Here is a 14,795-nt window from a genome sequence, read left to right as displayed (position 1 = left end):
GTATGGATGGGTTGCCCGATAAGCCTAGCCCACGAAGCGGACTCGCCCAGCGCCGCCGGTCATACCGGTGGAATTGACCGCCCGCGGGGTGTTCAGACGGCGACAGGCCGCTAAACTGCGCCTGTCCCCCTCTATATTGCGTAACAAGGAGTCAGTGCATGAGTCTGCTTAGCGAATTCAAGGCCTTCGCGGTCAAGGGCAACGTGGTCGACATGGCCGTCGGTATCATCATCGGCGCCGCCTTCGGCAAGATCGTCTCGTCCTTCGTCGGCGACGTAATCATGCCGCCGATCGGCCTGCTGATCGGTGGCGTGGACTTCTCGGACCTGGCGATCACGCTCAAGGCCGCCGAAGGCGATGTGCCCGCCGTGGTACTGGCCTACGGCAAATTCATCCAGACCTGCCTGGACTTCATCATCGTGGCCTTCGCCATCTTCATGGGCGTGAAGGCCATCAACCGACTCAAGCGCGAAGAAGCCGCCGAGCCCAGCGCCCCGCCGGTGCCTACGCCTGAGGAAACCCTGCTGACCGAGATCCGCGACCTGCTCAAGCAGCAGAACAATCGCACTCCTTGAGCAGATCGCGGATCGGGCCGGGCGCGGCCCCTACTGGGGTCAGCCCGGCGGCGTCAGCAGCACACGGCCGATGCGCCGCTCGCTGACGTCCGTCACCTCCAGGCGCCAGCCACCCAGCTCCAGCGTGTCACCCTTGGCCGGCAAGCGGCCAAGGTGCTTGAGCGCCAGCCCGCCGAGGGTCTGGTACTCCGCCGTCGGGCGAGCGTTGAAGCCGACCCGTTCGGCCAGCGCCGACAGCGTCACGGCACCGTCCACCCGGTAGGAACCCGCTTCTGCCTCGATGTCCGTACCGGACACCTCGCTGGCGTCCGGCAGCTCACCGGCGATGGCCTCCAGCACATCGGTCATGCTCAGCATGCCCTCGAAGCCACCGAACTCGTTGACCACGAAGGCCAGGTGGGTCGAGGCCTCGCGCATCTGTTCCAGTGCGCCCAGCACCGTGCTGCTGTCCGGCAGGCTCAGCGGCTCGCGCAGCAGCGGCAGGATGTCCAGCTCGCGGCCCTGCAACAGGGCGGAGAACAGCTCCTTCTTGTGCACATAGCCCAGCGGCTCGTCGATGTTGCCTTCGCGGATCACCAGCAGGCGCGAGTACGGCGATTCCAGCAGCGCGCGGCGGATGTTCTCCGGGCTGTCGGCCACGTCCACCCGGTGCACGCGCTGGCGGTCGATCATCACGGCTTTTACCGGACGCTCGGCCAGGCCCAGCACGCCGCTGATCATCACCCGCTCACGGCGATCGAACGGCGCATCGGTGCCATCGTCCGGGCCCACCAGGTCGGCGATCTCATCGCCCACCTCGTCGGCGTCGACCTTGCCTCCCATCAGGCGCAGCACGGCGTGTGCAGTGCGCTGGCGCAGACCACGCTGACCGCGCTGGCTCTTCTGGCGCTTCCAGCGCACCAGCTGGTTGGCCATCTCGATCAGCAGGCTGAAGCCAATGGCGGCGTACAGGTAGCCTTTCGGGATGTGGAAGCCCAGGCCTTCGGCAGTCAGGCTGAAGCCGATCATCAGCAGGAAGCCCAGGCACAGCATGATCACTGTCGGGTGCTCGTTGACGAAGCGGGTCAGCGGCTTGCTGGCCACCATCATCAGGCCGATGGAGAAGATCACCGCGATCATCATCACTTCCAGCTGTTCGACCATGCCCACGGCGGTGATCACCGCGTCGAGGGAGAACACGGCGTCCAGCACCACGATCTGCGCGACCACCGGCCAGAAGGCTGCATAGACACGCTTGCCGTTGGAAGTGTGCACGCGGCCTTCCAGGCGCTCATGCAGCTCCAGCGTGGCCTTGAACAACAGGAACAGACCACCGAACAACATGATCAGGTCGCGCCCGGAGAAGCTCTTGCCGAACACCTCGACCAGCGGCTCGGTGAGCGTGACCAGCCAGGAAATGCTCGCCAGCAGGCCCAAGCGCATCAGCAGCGCCAGCGACAGGCCGATCAGCCGCGCGCGGTCGCGCAGGTGCGGCGGCAGCTTGTCCGCAAGGATTGCGATGAAGACCAGGTTATCGATGCCGAGCACCAGCTCGAGCAGGATCAGGGTGAGCAGGCCGAGCCAGGCCGTGGGGTCCATCAACCATTCCATGTCGACTCACCTCGCTGGGTGCGCGCCATGGCAGGCTGGGAAGGCTTATCCGCGAACGCGGATGCCGGGGGAGGTTCGCCGGCCGCCGGCTCTACAAGGGTAGGTACCGGGGTCGGCGTCGTACTTTGACTGTCCATAAGGTCCGAAAAAAGGGAAACGGACGCTCATCCTAAGGGCAAAGGGCGAACGCCCTAAGCGGACAATCTTTTCAAAATCTATCGAGCACGCCTTACCAATAGTTTTCCACGGCAATCTGGCCGGGCTTGCGCGTCAGCGCCAGGCTCATGCCACGGGCCTTCAGCACGGCGCGGGTGTCCTCGATCATCTGCGGGTTGCCGCAGAGCATCACCCGCGAATGTTCCGGAGTGAGTTCCAGACCGGCGGCGCGCTCCAGCTCGCCGTTCTCGATCAGCGTGGTGATCCGCGCGTTCAGGCAGCCGGGCACCTGTTCACGAGTCACCACCGGGATGAACTGCAGCTTGTGGATATGCTCGGCCAGGTGCTCCATCGCACCGAAACTGGCGATCAGGTCGCGGTAGGCCAGCTCCTTCTCCTCACGGGCGCTGTAGACCAGCTTGATGGTCTCGAAGCGTTCCCATACCTCGAAGTCCTGCAGGATCGACAGGAATGGCGCAAGGCCGGTGCCGGTGGACAGCAGCCACAGATCACGGCCGTCGGGGAAACGATCGAGGGTGAGGAAGCCGAAGGCCTGGCGGTCCACCAGCAACTGGTCGCCGACGCGCAGGCGACTGAGCTCACTGGTGAATTCGCCACCGGGAACGACGATGGAGAAGAACTCGAGGAAGTCGTCGTGGGGCGCCGAGACCATCGAGTAGGCGCGCCAGACAATGCTGCCGCTGGGCTTGTACACGCCCAGGCGGGCGAACTGCCCGGCGCGGAAGCGGTAGCCGCTGTCGCGGGTGGTGCGCAGGGTGAACAGGCTCGGGGTGAGCGTCTGCACCTCCACCAGGGTCTGGCGGGTGAACTTCTCTTCGCTGGCGGTCATCGTCCGCTCCCTTTTCAAGAACCGGCCTATTTTCCCGTATTGGCGCGCGAAGAAACACCCGCAAGGCTTGTGGCTATCCCGCTAGATCGCCACAAGCCTGCTCCAGATCACTGCCAGGGGATCAGTGCTTGCGGTTCACCACCTGGGCGGCGCGCAGCACGTCGGTGCCGATCTCGCCTTCGAACTCCTTCCACAGCGGCTGCATGGCGGTGCGCCAGGCGTCCCGCTCGGCCGGGGTCAGGGTGATGATGCGCGCCTTGCCGTTGGCGACCACGTGCTCGCGCTCCTTCTGGTTCAGCGCCTCGGCGTCCTTGTTCACCTCGACGGTGACCTCTTCGATGATGCTTTCCAGCTGGGTGCGCACCGGGTACGGCATGCTGTTCCAGAACTTCTGGTTGCTGATCACCATGTAGCTGAGCACACCATGGTTGGTCTCGGTGATGAATGGCTGGGCAGTGTCGAGCTTCTGGCTGCCGATGTTCGACCAGGTGTTCTCGGTCCCCTGTACCTTGCCGTCCTGCAGTGCCTTCAAGGTTTCGGCGAAGGGCATCTTCACCGCCGTGGCATCGAGCAGGCCGAACTGGGCATTGATCACCGACGACGGCTGGATGCGGAACGCCAGCCCCTTGGCATCGGCCGGTGCGCGCAACTCGCGGTTGGCGGAGAGCTGCTTCATGCCGTTGTTCCAGTAGCCCAGCCCGTAGATGCCCGAGCGTGCCATGGAGTGCAGCAATTCGCGGCTCTTGTCGCGCTTCTGGAAGCGCTTCACCGCCTCCAGGTCGTCGAACAGGAACGGCAGGTCGAAGACTTCGAGCTGTTTGGTGTAGCCCTCGAACTTCGACAGCGACGGCGCCAGCATCTGCACCTTGCCGTCCTGCAGCGCCTGCAGTTCATCGGCGTCGCCGAACAGCGTGGAATTGGGGAACACCTCGACCTTCACCTGGCCGCCCAGGCGCTCTTCCACCAGCTTCTTGAACAGCAGCGCACCGCGGCCCTTGGGCGTGTCGTCGGCGACGACGTGGGAGAACTTGATCACGATGGGCGCATCGGCGAGAGCCGGTTGAGCCACGAGGAAAAGGGCGGACAGAGCCACCCCGAGCAACGACTTGTACATCGACATCCTTATGCAATGGCAATAGCCCGGCGCGCGAACGAGTGTCGCGTGTCGAGGATTCGTGAAGACTTGGAGTGGTGGCCGTCGGTCGGCGGAGCGCAGCTCCGGGATCGGGCCCTACCGGGTCGCATGGACCGCCCGGTTATTATTGGGAGGCCGCCGCGCAGCGATGGAAAGACGACAGCGGGCGGATAGGTCATAATTTTTCGGTATAACGCCGCCCTGCACAAGCAGATGATGGCCAACTGCTTCTCAGTTTGATGACAATCTCGTTGCAATCAGCCTCGTCTCATTGCGACTTCCAGCATCACCTGTTCTCAGCCATTCTTCGTTCGAGAGTCCCATGCCCGTCCTCGCCAGCCCCTTCGCCCAGCTCGACCTGGTCCGCCACCCCGAACAGCGCGAAGACCCGCTGCAGGCCTTCGACGCGGCCGACGAGTACCTGCTCAACCATCTCCATGAGCAGAGCGTAACCGCGGACAGTCGCGTGCTGGTGCTCAACGACAGTTTCGGCGCCCTCGCCGCCAGCCTCGCGCCCCACGTGCACCTGACCAGCAGCGGCGATTCGCACCTGGGTTTCATCGCCCTTGAGCGCAACCTTGAACGCAACGGCCTGGCCGAAGCGCCGCTCACCTTCGTCCCCGCCAGCGAACCCCTGCCAGGCCCGTTCGATCATGTGCTGGTGCGCGTGCCCAAGACCCTGGCGCTGCTGGAAGAGCAACTGATCCGCCTGCACGGCCAACTCGCGCCCGGCGCAAAAGTGGTCGCGGCCGGCATGATCAAACACCTGCCGCGTGCCGCCGGTGACCTGCTGGAGAAATACATCGGCCCGATGCAGGCCTCACTGGCAGTGAAGAAGGCGCGGCTTCTGGTGGCCAGCGCCGAGCAGCGCCCCGCGCCCACCTCGCCCTACCCGACGCGCTACCGCCTGGAAAAGCCGGCGCTGACGCTGCTCAACCACGCCAACGTGTTCTGCCGCGAGGGCCTGGACATCGGCACCCGTTCCTTCCTCCCGCACCTGCCGCAAATCCACCATGCCGTGCGCGCCGCCGACCTGGGCTGCGGCAACGGCGTGCTGGGCATCGCCTTCGCCCTGCTCAACCCGCAGGCCGAACTGACGCTGGTGGACGAGTCGTACATGGCGGTGCAGTCCGCGCGGGAAAACTGGCAGGCCGCCCTGGGCGACCGCCCTGTGGATATCCGCCCTGACGACGGCCTCGCCAGCCAGACCGCCGATTCCCTGGACCTGGTCCTGTGCAACCCGCCCTTCCACCAGCAACAGGTAGTCGGTGACTTCCTCGCCTGGCGCATGTTCCAGCAGGCCCGCGCAGCACTGGTCACCGGTGGCGAACTGTGGATAGTCGGCAACCGCCACCTGGGCTATCACGCCAAGCTCAAGCGCCTGTTCCGCGGCGTCGAGCAGGTGGCGGCAAATCCGAAATTCGTGGTGCTGAAAGCGACCAAATAGGCCAGCGGGATTGCTCCGGCCGGCGTGCCGGAGCAGCATGGATCGCCTTCGCCAGGACGTATGCCATGACCGCACAAGAAGCCGCCCCACTCTCACCGGAACTGATCCGCACCGCCGACGGCGTCGATCTCGCCCTGCGCCGCGCAGGCCCGGCGGATGGCGTGCCGGTGGTGCTGACCCACGGCACCTTCTCCAATCACCGCAGCTGCCTGGGACTGGCCAACTACCTGGCCAGCCAGGGCTTCGCCTGCTGGCTGTTCGACTGGCGCGGGCATGGCGACAGCGGGCGCAACGGCTTCCTCCATAGCTTCGACGACGTGGCCGAGCAGGATGTACCGGCCATTCTCGATGCGGTGAGTCAGCGCAGCGGGTACACCGCATTGCACTGGATCGGGCATTCCGGCGGCGGACTGATTGTTTCGATGTGGGCGGCGCGTCATCCCGAACTGGCGCAGCAGCGGTTGCGCTCGATGGTGCTGATTGGCTCCCAGGCCACGGCAGCTGGTGCAAGTCTTTCACACAAACTCGCGGTGCTCGGCTACGACTGGATGCTGCGCTGGCGACGCGTCGCTCCCAGCCGGGCGAAGAGCGTCGGCCCGGAGGCGGAAAGCGCGCGCCTGATGCGGCAGTGGTGCCAATGGAACCTGCGCCGACGCTTCGACTCCCTGGCAGGTTTCGACTATCTGGCCGGGCTGGCCAACGTCCAATTGCCGGTACTGGGGGTGGCTGGCAGCGGCGATACCTTCATCGCGCCCGTGGCTGGCTGCGAGGCACTGGTCAAGGCATTCGGCGGCGATGACGCGCGCCTGGAGCTCTTCGGCCTGGCGACCGGCGCGCGGGAGGATTACAGCCATAACCGCTTGCTGCTGTCGCGCAATGCCAGCCAGGAAATCTGGCCGCGAATCGCACAGTGGCTAAGTCGGCGTTGAAGGGCCGGCGTTGCCCACCATCCCCGGCATCATTCTGAACGGCACAAAGCGCGGGGGAGGAAAATCAGTTCCCGCCCCACACCTGCAGGCCGACTCCCAGCTCTGCGGCGATCGAAAGCGGCAGCAGCAAGGTATCCAGCAACGCGCTGCCGGGCAGGTCGAGACCGGGGTAGGCCGGCGCGTCGGTGCCGAAGTGATCCTTCGGGCAGCAGCCGCCATTGAGCGAATACCAATCCAGCCGGGTGCCGGCATAGATCAGCGGATCGCCAGGGCGGCTGTCGTTAAGGGTCTTCACGGTGGCGCAACCGTCCAGCTGCAGCAGCAACAGGGCGGCCAGGAGCTTATTCGTCACTGACAAGATGGTGTTCGCCCCAGCGCGGCAGCATGTCCTGGGGAATGCCCAGCTGATTGAGAATGCGCGCGACGACGAAGTCGATCAGGTCGTCGACCGTCTGCGGCTGATGGTAGAAGCCCGGAGCAGCCGGCAGGATCACCGCGCCCATATTGGACAGCTTGAGCATGTTCTCCAGGTGGATGCTGGAGAGCGGCGCCTCGCGCGGCACCAGGATCAACTGGCGACGCTCCTTCAGCGCCACGTCGGCGGCGCGCTCGATCAGGTTGTTGCAGGCGCCGGTGGCGATGGCCGACAGCGTCCCCGTCGAGCAGGGCACCACCACCATCGCACTCGGCGCGCCGGAGCCGGAAGCCACTGGGGCCATCCAGTCTTCCTTGCCGTAGACGCGAATCTGCCCGGGAGCGGCGCCGGTGTATTCGCTCAGGAAAGCCTGCATCGCCTGCGGCTTGCTCGGCAGGGTCACATCGGTCTCGGTGGCCACCACCAACTGCGCGGCCTTGGAGATCAGGAAGTGCACCTCGCGGTCTTCCTGCACCAGGCAGTCGAGCAGACGCAGGCCGTACTGGGCGCCCGAAGCGCCGGTCATGGCAAGGGTGACGCGTTCGGCTCCGGCCATGTTCAGCCCTCCAGCGCCTGGGCCAGCTTGCCGTGCAGGCCGCCGAATCCGCCGTTGCTCATGACCACTACCTGGGTGCCCGGCGTGGCGATGGCTTTCACGCCCTCGATGATGGCTTCCAGCGAGTCGCACACTTGCGTGGGAACGGTGGAACTGGCCACGGTGGCGGCCAGGTCCCAGCCGAGGTTCGGCGGTGCGTACCAGAATACGTTGTCAGCCTGCACCACGGACTCCGGCAGGCCGTCGCGGTGGGCGCCGAGCTTCATGGAGTTGGAGCGCGGCTCGACCACGGCGATCACCTTGGCATCGCCGACGCGCTTGCGCAGACCATCGAGGGTGGTGGCGATGGCAGTCGGGTGGTGGGCGAAGTCGTCATAGATGGTCACGCCTTGCACTTGCGCGACCTTTTCCATGCGCCGCTTGACGCTCTTGAAGGCCGACAACGCGGCGCAGCCCAGCTCCGGCACCACGCCGACATGGCGGGCCGCCGCGAGGCAAGCCAGGGCGTTGGCGACGTTGTGCTGGCCGGTCAGCTCCCAGTCCACGGTGCCTTGCGGCTTACCGTCGAACAGTACCTCAAAGTGCGAACCGTCCTCGCTGAGCAGGCGCGCCTGCCACTGCCCGCCTTCGCCGGTGGTCTGCACCGGGGTCCAGCAGCCCATGTCGATCACGCGCTTGAGCGCGGTTTCGGAGGTGGGATGGATGACCAGGCCTTCGCCGGGGATGGTCCGCACCAGGTGGTGGAACTGCCGCTCGATGGCGGCGAGGTCGGGGAAGATGTCCGCGTGGTCGAATTCCAGGTTGTTCAGGATTGCCGTGCGCGGGTGGTAGTGGACGAACTTGGAGCGCTTGTCGAAGAAGGCGCTGTCGTACTCGTCGGCCTCGACCACGAAGAACGGCGTGCCGCCCAGGCGCGCAGAGACACCGAAGTTCTGCGGGACGCCGCCGATGAGGAAGCCCGGGCTCATCCCGGCGTGCTCCAGCACCCAGGCCAGCATGCTGCTGGTGGTGGTCTTGCCGTGGGTACCGGCAGCCGCCAGGACCCAGCGGCCTTGCAGCACGTGGTCAGCCAGCCACTGCGGGCCGGACACGTAGGGCAGGCCCTTGTTCAGCACGTACTCCACCGCCGGGTTGCCGCGCGACAGCGCGTTGCCGACCACCACCAGGTCCGGAGCCGGCTCCAGGTGGGCGGGGTCATAGCCCTGCATCAGCTCGATGCCCTGGGATTCCAGCTGGGTGCTCATGGGCGGGTAGACGTTGGCGTCGGAGCCGGTCACGCGGTGGCCCAGCTCCTTGGCCAGGACGGCCAGCGACCCCATGAAGGTGCCGCAGATACCGAGGATGTGGATATGCATGCAGACTCCTGCAATCAAGCCTTTCCAGGCGCTTCGAATGGGCGGCAGAGTAGCACAGCGCGCCCCCGCGCGGCCCGCCGCCGGGGCATCAGACGACGAGGTGGGGAAGCGGTTCCCAGTGGTCGGAGAATGTCGTCACGGGAGCGAACCGTAGCGCGTACAAGCGTTTGCGGTTGTCCGCCGATATACCGTTGTTTGCCGCCAGCGCCTGGTTGAGCCCGGAGCGCCCTGCGATCAAGGTCAAACGGCGTATAACGTCGAACGTTACACGCCCTACGCTCCTTCGGTGAAGAGGCGAAGTCAGCCGGGGGAAGCCATCTCAAGCCTGGCATCTGTTCGCGAGCAAGCTCGCTCCTACAGGTTCGGCGCGCGCGTTCTTCGTAGGAGCGAGCTTGCTCGCGAACCGCATGGCACCGGGCCAATCGCGGACAGAGTCCGCTCCTACGGGGACCCCCCTGTTCAGGTTCGGCGACTCAGCCCGTGGCGGTTGAGCTTTCGGTACAGCGTGTTGCGGCTGATGCCCAGCTGTTGCGCAGCCCGGCTGACATGCCAGCGCTGCGCTTCGAGCACTGCCAGAAGTGCATCGCGTTCGGCGGCGCCGAGGGTGTCGCCGCCCTCCTCGCTCACCGCTACCTCGACAACGGCGGGAACCGAAGTACGGCGCAGATCCGGCGGCAGGTCGGCCATCTGGATGCGTCCGCCGTCGCACAGTGCACAGAGCGTGCGCAGCACGTTGCGCAGCTGGCGCACGTTGCCCGGCCAGGGGAAGTCCAGCAGGTGGCGGCGCACGTCGTCGTCCAGGCGTACGCTGCGGCCCTTGCTCTCCTCGGCCAACAGGTGGCCGAGCAGCGCGCCACGGTCTTCGCGCTCGCGCAGCGGCGGCAGCGCGACGACCAAACCGTTGAGGCGATAGTAGAGGTCTTCACGGAATTGTCCGGCGGCCACCAGCGCCTCCAGGTCACGGTGACTGGCGCTGATCAGGCGGATATCCACGTCCTGCGGCTCGCCGCCGATGGGCACCACCTGCCGCTCCTCGAGCACGCGCAGCAGGCGCGTTTGCAGCGCCAGCGGCATGTCGCCGATCTCGTCGAGGAACAGCGTGCCGCCATCGGCCTGTTGCAGCTTGCCGCGCATGCCTTCCTTGCGTGCGCCAGTGAAGCTACCACCGCGATAACCGAACAGTTCGCTCTCGATCAGGGTCTCGGGAATCGCCGCGCAGTTCAGCGCGACGAAGCTCTTGCCAGCACGCTCGCCCGCCAGATGCACGGCACGGGCGAACGCTTCCTTGCCGGTGCCGGTCTCGCCCTGCAGCAGCAGTGGTACGTCGTGGGCGTAGACCTTCAGCGCACGGCGGAAATCATGGGCCAGTTGCGGGTCGTCGATGCACAGTCCCTTCGCCAACGGCGCGCGCGGCAGCACCGGCGCGGCGGCGATGGGCCGCTTGCCGCGCAGCAGCGCATAGAGGGTGCGCCCGGCGTGGGTGCGCAGCGGCCAGCTGGCATTGGGCTGTGGGTCGGCGCGGCTGAAAAGGTCGTCCAGCCGGCAATCGAAGAACTGTTCCAGCGAGCGGCCGATCAGGCTTTCCCGGCGGCTGCCGAGCAGGTTGATGGCGCTCTGGTTGGCCGCACGGATGCGCCCGTCGGCACCGAAGGCCAGCATGCCTTCGCTGAACAGCCCGAGGCCATCGGGTTGCAGGTGGAAGCGCAGCAGCCACTGGTCCTCGAAATGCCGCAGGAAATAGCAGCTCTCGATGGCCTTGGCCGACAGGTTGACCAGCGCCATGGTGTGGAACTGGCTTTGCCGCGATACGTCACGGCGCGCGGAGGAAACGTCGAGCACCGCCAGCAGTTCGCCCTGCGGATCGAACACCGGGCTGGCCGAGCAGGTCAGGCCCGTGTGGCGGCTGCGGAAATGCTCATCCTGGTGAATGGTCAGCGCCTGGCGCTCCACCAGGCAGGTGCCGATGCCGTTGGTGCCTTCGCGTGCCTCGCTCCAGTCGGCGCCGAGCCACAGCCCGGCCTGCTCGAAGGTGCGGCGCTCTGCGGCTTCGCTGACGCAGTTGAGGATGACCCCGCGGGAATCGGTGAGCAGCACCGCGTGGCCAGCTCCGGACAGTTGCTGGTGCAGGCTGTTCATCTCGTCGCTGGCAATTTCCAGCACCTGGCGGTGCCGCTCGCGGACTTCCAGCATGCGCGCGTGCTCGAGCACGGCCGGGGCCATGGGCTGCGCCGGGTCGAGGTGATACTGCTCCAGGCAGCGCATCCAGGAGCGGGCGATCGACGGGTCCGCGCCGGGGGCTCCGGCGCGGGCCTTGCCCTCGGCCACGGTCATGACCTGGCGGGCGTGGCGGCTCAAATCGTTGGCGCGCATTCTTGTTGTTCTCCGCTATGGGGACGGGGAGGCAGCCCCGAGGTTCCGGCGAAGTCTGTCCGACAATCCGACGGAACGCAGGACAGCATCCCCCACGCGCCTGACCAATGCAACGTCTGGCCGACCGTCAGGTCACGACTGTCACGTTTACGGGACAAACTGTCACCCAGCCCTGTGCCAGGGGCGTTACAGGGCGACTTCCGGCGCCCGGCTCGATCCGCCGCAACCCAAGCGGCGCGGGGCTTTCACTGGCATGGCCCGGCCCTTGCTCTACGCTTGTTCAACGTCCTCCCCAACAAGCACAAGACCCAGGAGATCCGACCATGCGTTATGCCCATCCCGGTAGCGAAGGCGCCATCGTTTCGTTCAAGGCGCGCTACGGCAACTACATCGGCGGCGAATTCGTCCCGCCGGTGAAGGGTCAGTACTTCACCAATACCTCGCCGGTGAATGGCCAGCCCATCGCCGAATTCCCCCGCTCTGACGCCTCCGACATCGACAAGGCACTGGACGCCGCCCACGCCGCCGCCGACGCCTGGGGCCGCACTTCGGTGCAGGACCGCTCGCTGGTGCTGCTGAAGATCGCCGACCGCATCGAGCAGAACCTGGAGCTGCTGGCCGTCACCGAGACCTGGGACAACGGCAAGCCGGTGCGTGAAACCCTCAACGCCGACATCCCGCTGGCCGCCGACCACTTCCGCTACTTCGCCGGCTGCATCCGCGCGCAGGAAGGCAGCGCCGCCGAGATCAACGACACGACCGTGGCCTACCACATCCATGAACCGCTGGGCGTGGTCGGGCAGATCATCCCGTGGAACTTCCCGCTGCTGATGGCTGCCTGGAAACTTGCCCCGGCCCTGGCCGCCGGCAACTGCATCGTGCTCAAGCCGGCCGAGCAGACTCCGCTGGGCATCTGCGTGCTGATGGAACTGATCGGCGACCTGCTGCCCAAGGGCGTGCTCAACGTCGTCCATGGCTTCGGCAAGGAGGCCGGTGAAGCGCTGGCCACCAGCAAGCGCATCGCCAAGATCGCCTTCACCGGCTCGACCCCGGTGGGCTCGCACATCCTCAAGTGCGCCGCCGAGAACATCATTCCGTCCACCGTCGAACTGGGCGGCAAGAGCCCGAACATCTACTTCGAAGACATCATGCAGGCCGAGCCGACCTTCATCGAGAAGGCTGCCGAAGGCCTGGTGCTGGCCTTCTTCAACCAGGGCGAGGTGTGCACCTGCCCGTCCCGCGCGCTGGTGCAGGAGTCCATCTACCCGCAGTTCATGGACGTGGTGATGAAGAAGGTCAAAGCCATCAAGCGCGGCGACCCGCTGGACACCGACACCATGGTCGGCGCCCAGGCCTCGCAGCAGCAATACGAGAAGATCCTCTCCTACCTCGACATCGCCCAGCAGGAAGGCGCGCAGATCCTGGTCGGCGGCTCGGTCGAGAAGCTCGACGGCAACCTTTCCACTGGCTACTACATCCAGCCGACCCTGCTCAAGGGCAGCAACAAGATGCGCGTGTTCCAGGAAGAAATCTTCGGGCCGGTGGTGGGCGTCACCACCTTCAAGGATGAAGCCGAGGCGCTGGCGATCGCCAACGACACCGAGTACGGCCTGGGCGCTGGCGTCTGGACCCGCGACATCAACCGTGCGTACCGCATGGGCCGCGGCATCAAGGCCGGTCGCGTGTGGACCAACTGCTACCACCTGTACCCGGCGCACGCCGCCTTCGGTGGCTACAAGAAATCCGGTGTGGGCCGCGAGACCCACAAGATGATGCTCGACCACTACCAGCAGACCAAGAACCTGCTGGTGAGCTACGACATCAATCCGCTGGGCTTCTTCTGATTGCGCACTGCTGATTGCCCCCGCCCGGTACGCCGGGCGGTCTCCCCGAATCGATCTTTGCGCGGCCCACGGGCCGCGCTTTTTTATGTCCGGAAAAGAGGCTATTCGTAGGAGCGGACTCCGTCCGCGATACGCGATCGGCCGGCTCAGCGTGGTCGAAAATCAATCGCGGACAGAGTCCGCTCCTACGCAGGGATCAAGCGCGAAGCGAGGCCTGTAGGAGCGAGCTTGCTCGCGAACCTGCCCAGCTACGAAGCCGCCGGGGAATCTGTTCGCGAGCAAGCTCGCTCCTACAGTAAGAAGGTCAGCTCGCGTCGCTGCGCCACTGCCGAGGGCTCACGCCGAACCAGCGGCGGAAGGCGCGAGAGAAGGCGCTGGTCTCGGAATATCCCAACAACGGCGCCAGCTCGGAGATCGGTCGCTGCGGCTGACGCAGGTAATGCAGCGCCAGATCGCGACGGGTGTTTTCCACCAGTTGACTGAAACTCAGCCCCGCCTCGCGCAGGCGGCGCTGCAGGCCGGCGGTGGTGAGTTCCAACTGCTCAGCAATCAACTCCAGCGAAGGTTCGCCATCGACCAGCGCCAGGCGAATCTGCGTGCCGGCGTCCTCCACCAGATTGGGGGCGCCGCTCTGCTCGCCCAGGCGACGGATCACGTCCTGCACCAGGAACAGCAGGTTGGCGTCGCGCTCGGGCATCTGCCGGCCATAGAGGTCACGCTTGGGAATCAGCATCGAGTTGCAGCCGCGCTGGAACAGCACCGGCGCATCGAACACGCGGCCATGTTCCTGCCAGCCTTCCGGCCGCGCATGTTCGAAGCTCACCGCGCGCGGCGCCCACTCGGGGCCAAGCGCATGGCGCATCAGGTTCAGCGCCATACCCAGGGTCAGCTCGGCGTCCTGGCGGCGGTCAAGGATCGCGCCGTGGCGCACCTGGTAGTCGAAGCGGTAGCACTCGCCGCAATCCACCAGGCGGATCAGGGTGTCGTGCTGGTGATAGGGGAAGGCGGCGGAGAAGTTCTTCAGCGCGTCTTCCAGCGTCTCAGAGCACAGCCCGACGTAACCCAGCAGGCCCAGTTCGCGCGGGCGGAATTGCTCGCCATAGCGCAGCCCGAAGTTGTCGCACCCCGACTGTCGCGCAGCCTCTTCCAACACCTGGCAGTAGTTGGTCAGCGCCAGGCTCAAGGTTGGATGCAGCAGGCGCTCCGGGTCGATTCCGGCGCGGCCGAAGACGCGATCGATGTCGCCGCCCTGGTCGCCGATGAAACGACCCAGGCCGCTGGCGGCGGCGGACAGTACGCCGATGTTGCTGGCCAGGGGCAGGCTCAGGCCGGACGGGGAAAACAGAGGCTGGCTCATGTCGGTTACCGATCTTGTTTTGAGACACGCAAGGCACATGGTTCCCGGAAAGAAGGGAACGAATAAACAAAGCAATTCCCGTGCCTCGCCATGCATTACCGATCAGCCGGACACGGCGCCGCGCCTGGCCTGCAGCTGCCACAGCGCAGGGCATACAGGCGATTTCCGGCACCAGAAGCGAGCATTTCACGGACGTTGGGGCAATGGGTAACAACC

Annotated in this window: 12 protein-coding genes; 4 read left to right on the top strand and 8 right to left on the bottom strand. The window is 65.8% G+C overall.

The window, feature by feature from the left end; genetic code table 11:
- The first annotated feature begins 158 nt into the window (after nt 1-158).
- Nucleotides 159-575 carry a large-conductance mechanosensitive channel protein MscL gene (gene mscL / locus AC2T4A_RS08815; RefSeq protein WP_416750157.1) on the top strand — a complete coding sequence of 139 codons (417 nt, stop codon included), beginning with the start codon at nt 159-161 and terminating at the stop codon, nt 573-575.
- A 39-nt stretch (nt 576-614) separates the two neighbouring features.
- Here the strand turns inward: mscL and AC2T4A_RS08810 are convergent, their stop codons facing one another.
- The 3 genes from AC2T4A_RS08810 to AC2T4A_RS08800 form a co-directional block, all read right to left on the bottom strand.
- The gene (locus AC2T4A_RS08810; protein ID WP_416750158.1) at nt 615-2,165 is read right to left on the bottom strand and encodes a TerC family protein; all 1,551 of its coding nucleotides are present in this window, start codon (nt 2,163-2,165) and stop codon (nt 615-617) included.
- Between the two features lie 229 nt (nt 2,166-2,394).
- Nucleotides 2,395-3,171 (bottom strand): ferredoxin--NADP reductase, encoded by a 777-nt coding sequence (locus AC2T4A_RS08805; protein WP_024764776.1) that lies wholly within the window; start codon nt 3,169-3,171, stop codon nt 2,395-2,397.
- A gap of 121 nt (nt 3,172-3,292) precedes the next feature.
- Nucleotides 3,293-4,285 carry a TRAP transporter substrate-binding protein gene (locus AC2T4A_RS08800; protein WP_486743120.1) on the bottom strand — a complete coding sequence of 331 codons (993 nt, stop codon included), beginning with the start codon at nt 4,283-4,285 and terminating at the stop codon, nt 3,293-3,295.
- Nucleotides 4,286-4,628: 343 nt separating this feature from the next.
- Here AC2T4A_RS08800 and AC2T4A_RS08795 point away from each other — a divergent pair, with 343 nt between their 5' ends.
- Together AC2T4A_RS08795 and AC2T4A_RS08790 are read left to right on the top strand one after the other, a co-directional pair.
- The gene (locus AC2T4A_RS08795; RefSeq protein ID WP_416750163.1) at nt 4,629-5,753 is read left to right on the top strand and encodes a methyltransferase; all 1,125 of its coding nucleotides are present in this window, start codon (nt 4,629-4,631) and stop codon (nt 5,751-5,753) included.
- Nucleotides 5,754-5,818: 65 nt separating this feature from the next.
- Nucleotides 5,819-6,682 (top strand): alpha/beta fold hydrolase, encoded by an 864-nt coding sequence (locus AC2T4A_RS08790; protein WP_486743119.1) that lies wholly within the window; start codon nt 5,819-5,821, stop codon nt 6,680-6,682.
- Nucleotides 6,683-6,746: 64 nt separating this feature from the next.
- On the opposite strand, the gene AC2T4A_RS08785 is transcribed toward AC2T4A_RS08790, so the two are convergent.
- The 4 genes from AC2T4A_RS08785 to AC2T4A_RS08770 all read right to left on the bottom strand — a co-directional run bounded on the left by AC2T4A_RS08785 (nt 6,747) and on the right by AC2T4A_RS08770 (nt 11,378).
- Complete coding sequence (locus tag AC2T4A_RS08785; RefSeq protein WP_416750167.1) at nt 6,747-7,034, bottom strand: YceK/YidQ family lipoprotein; 288 nt, start codon at nt 7,032-7,034, stop codon at nt 6,747-6,749.
- Nucleotides 7,024-7,653 carry a flavin prenyltransferase UbiX gene (gene ubiX / locus AC2T4A_RS08780; protein WP_416750169.1) on the bottom strand — a complete coding sequence of 210 codons (630 nt, stop codon included), beginning with the start codon at nt 7,651-7,653 and terminating at the stop codon, nt 7,024-7,026. The genes AC2T4A_RS08785 and ubiX overlap by 11 nt, the downstream gene beginning before the upstream one ends.
- A 2-nt stretch (nt 7,654-7,655) precedes the next feature.
- Nucleotides 7,656-9,008 (bottom strand): UDP-N-acetylmuramate:L-alanyl-gamma-D-glutamyl-meso-diaminopimelate ligase, encoded by a 1,353-nt coding sequence (mpl, locus tag AC2T4A_RS08775; RefSeq protein WP_416750171.1) that lies wholly within the window; start codon nt 9,006-9,008, stop codon nt 7,656-7,658.
- Nucleotides 9,009-9,467: 459 nt separating this feature from the next.
- Nucleotides 9,468-11,378: a sigma-54-dependent Fis family transcriptional regulator gene (locus AC2T4A_RS08770; protein WP_486743118.1), complete on the bottom strand. Its 1,911-nt coding sequence runs from the start codon at nt 11,376-11,378 to the stop codon at nt 9,468-9,470.
- Nucleotides 11,379-11,701: 323 nt separating this feature from the next.
- Here AC2T4A_RS08770 and exaC point away from each other — a divergent pair, with 323 nt between their 5' ends.
- Complete coding sequence (exaC, locus tag AC2T4A_RS08765; protein ID WP_416750176.1) at nt 11,702-13,222, top strand: acetaldehyde dehydrogenase ExaC; 1,521 nt, start codon at nt 11,702-11,704, stop codon at nt 13,220-13,222.
- Between the two features lie 304 nt (nt 13,223-13,526).
- Here exaC and qhpR read toward each other — a convergent pair whose 3' ends face one another.
- Complete coding sequence (qhpR, locus tag AC2T4A_RS08760; protein ID WP_486743117.1) at nt 13,527-14,579, bottom strand: AraC-like transcriptional regulator QhpR; 1,053 nt, start codon at nt 14,577-14,579, stop codon at nt 13,527-13,529.
- Between the last annotated feature and the right edge of the window lie 216 nt (nt 14,580-14,795).

It is taken from the genome of Pseudomonas sp. PVC-3-1, assembly GCF_057444315.1.
Note: the sequence above shows the minus strand (reverse complement) of the source record. Positions and strands in the feature narration are given on the sequence as shown.

What these genes read in the sequence shown, in the direction of transcription:
- mscL (WP_416750157.1), top strand. Translation starts at nt 159, where the DNA reads ATGAGTCTGCTTAGCGAATTCAAGGCCTTCGCGGTCAAGGGCAACGTG.
- AC2T4A_RS08810 (WP_416750158.1), bottom strand. Translation starts at nt 2,165, where the DNA reads ATGGAATGGTTGATGGACCCCACGGCCTGGCTCGGCCTGCTCACCCTG.
- AC2T4A_RS08805 (WP_024764776.1), bottom strand. Translation starts at nt 3,171, where the DNA reads ATGACCGCCAGCGAAGAGAAGTTCACCCGCCAGACCCTGGTGGAGGTG.
- AC2T4A_RS08800 (WP_486743120.1), bottom strand. Translation starts at nt 4,285, where the DNA reads ATGTACAAGTCGTTGCTCGGGGTGGCTCTGTCCGCCCTTTTCCTCGTG.
- AC2T4A_RS08795 (WP_416750163.1), top strand. Translation starts at nt 4,629, where the DNA reads ATGCCCGTCCTCGCCAGCCCCTTCGCCCAGCTCGACCTGGTCCGCCAC.
- AC2T4A_RS08790 (WP_486743119.1), top strand. Translation starts at nt 5,819, where the DNA reads ATGACCGCACAAGAAGCCGCCCCACTCTCACCGGAACTGATCCGCACC.
- ubiX (WP_416750169.1), bottom strand. Translation starts at nt 7,653, where the DNA reads ATGGCCGGAGCCGAACGCGTCACCCTTGCCATGACCGGCGCTTCGGGC.
- mpl (WP_416750171.1), bottom strand. Translation starts at nt 9,008, where the DNA reads ATGCATATCCACATCCTCGGTATCTGCGGCACCTTCATGGGGTCGCTG.
- AC2T4A_RS08770 (WP_486743118.1), bottom strand. Translation starts at nt 11,378, where the DNA reads ATGCGCGCCAACGATTTGAGCCGCCACGCCCGCCAGGTCATGACCGTG.
- exaC (WP_416750176.1), top strand. Translation starts at nt 11,702, where the DNA reads ATGCGTTATGCCCATCCCGGTAGCGAAGGCGCCATCGTTTCGTTCAAG.
- qhpR (WP_486743117.1), bottom strand. Translation starts at nt 14,579, where the DNA reads ATGAGCCAGCCTCTGTTTTCCCCGTCCGGCCTGAGCCTGCCCCTGGCC.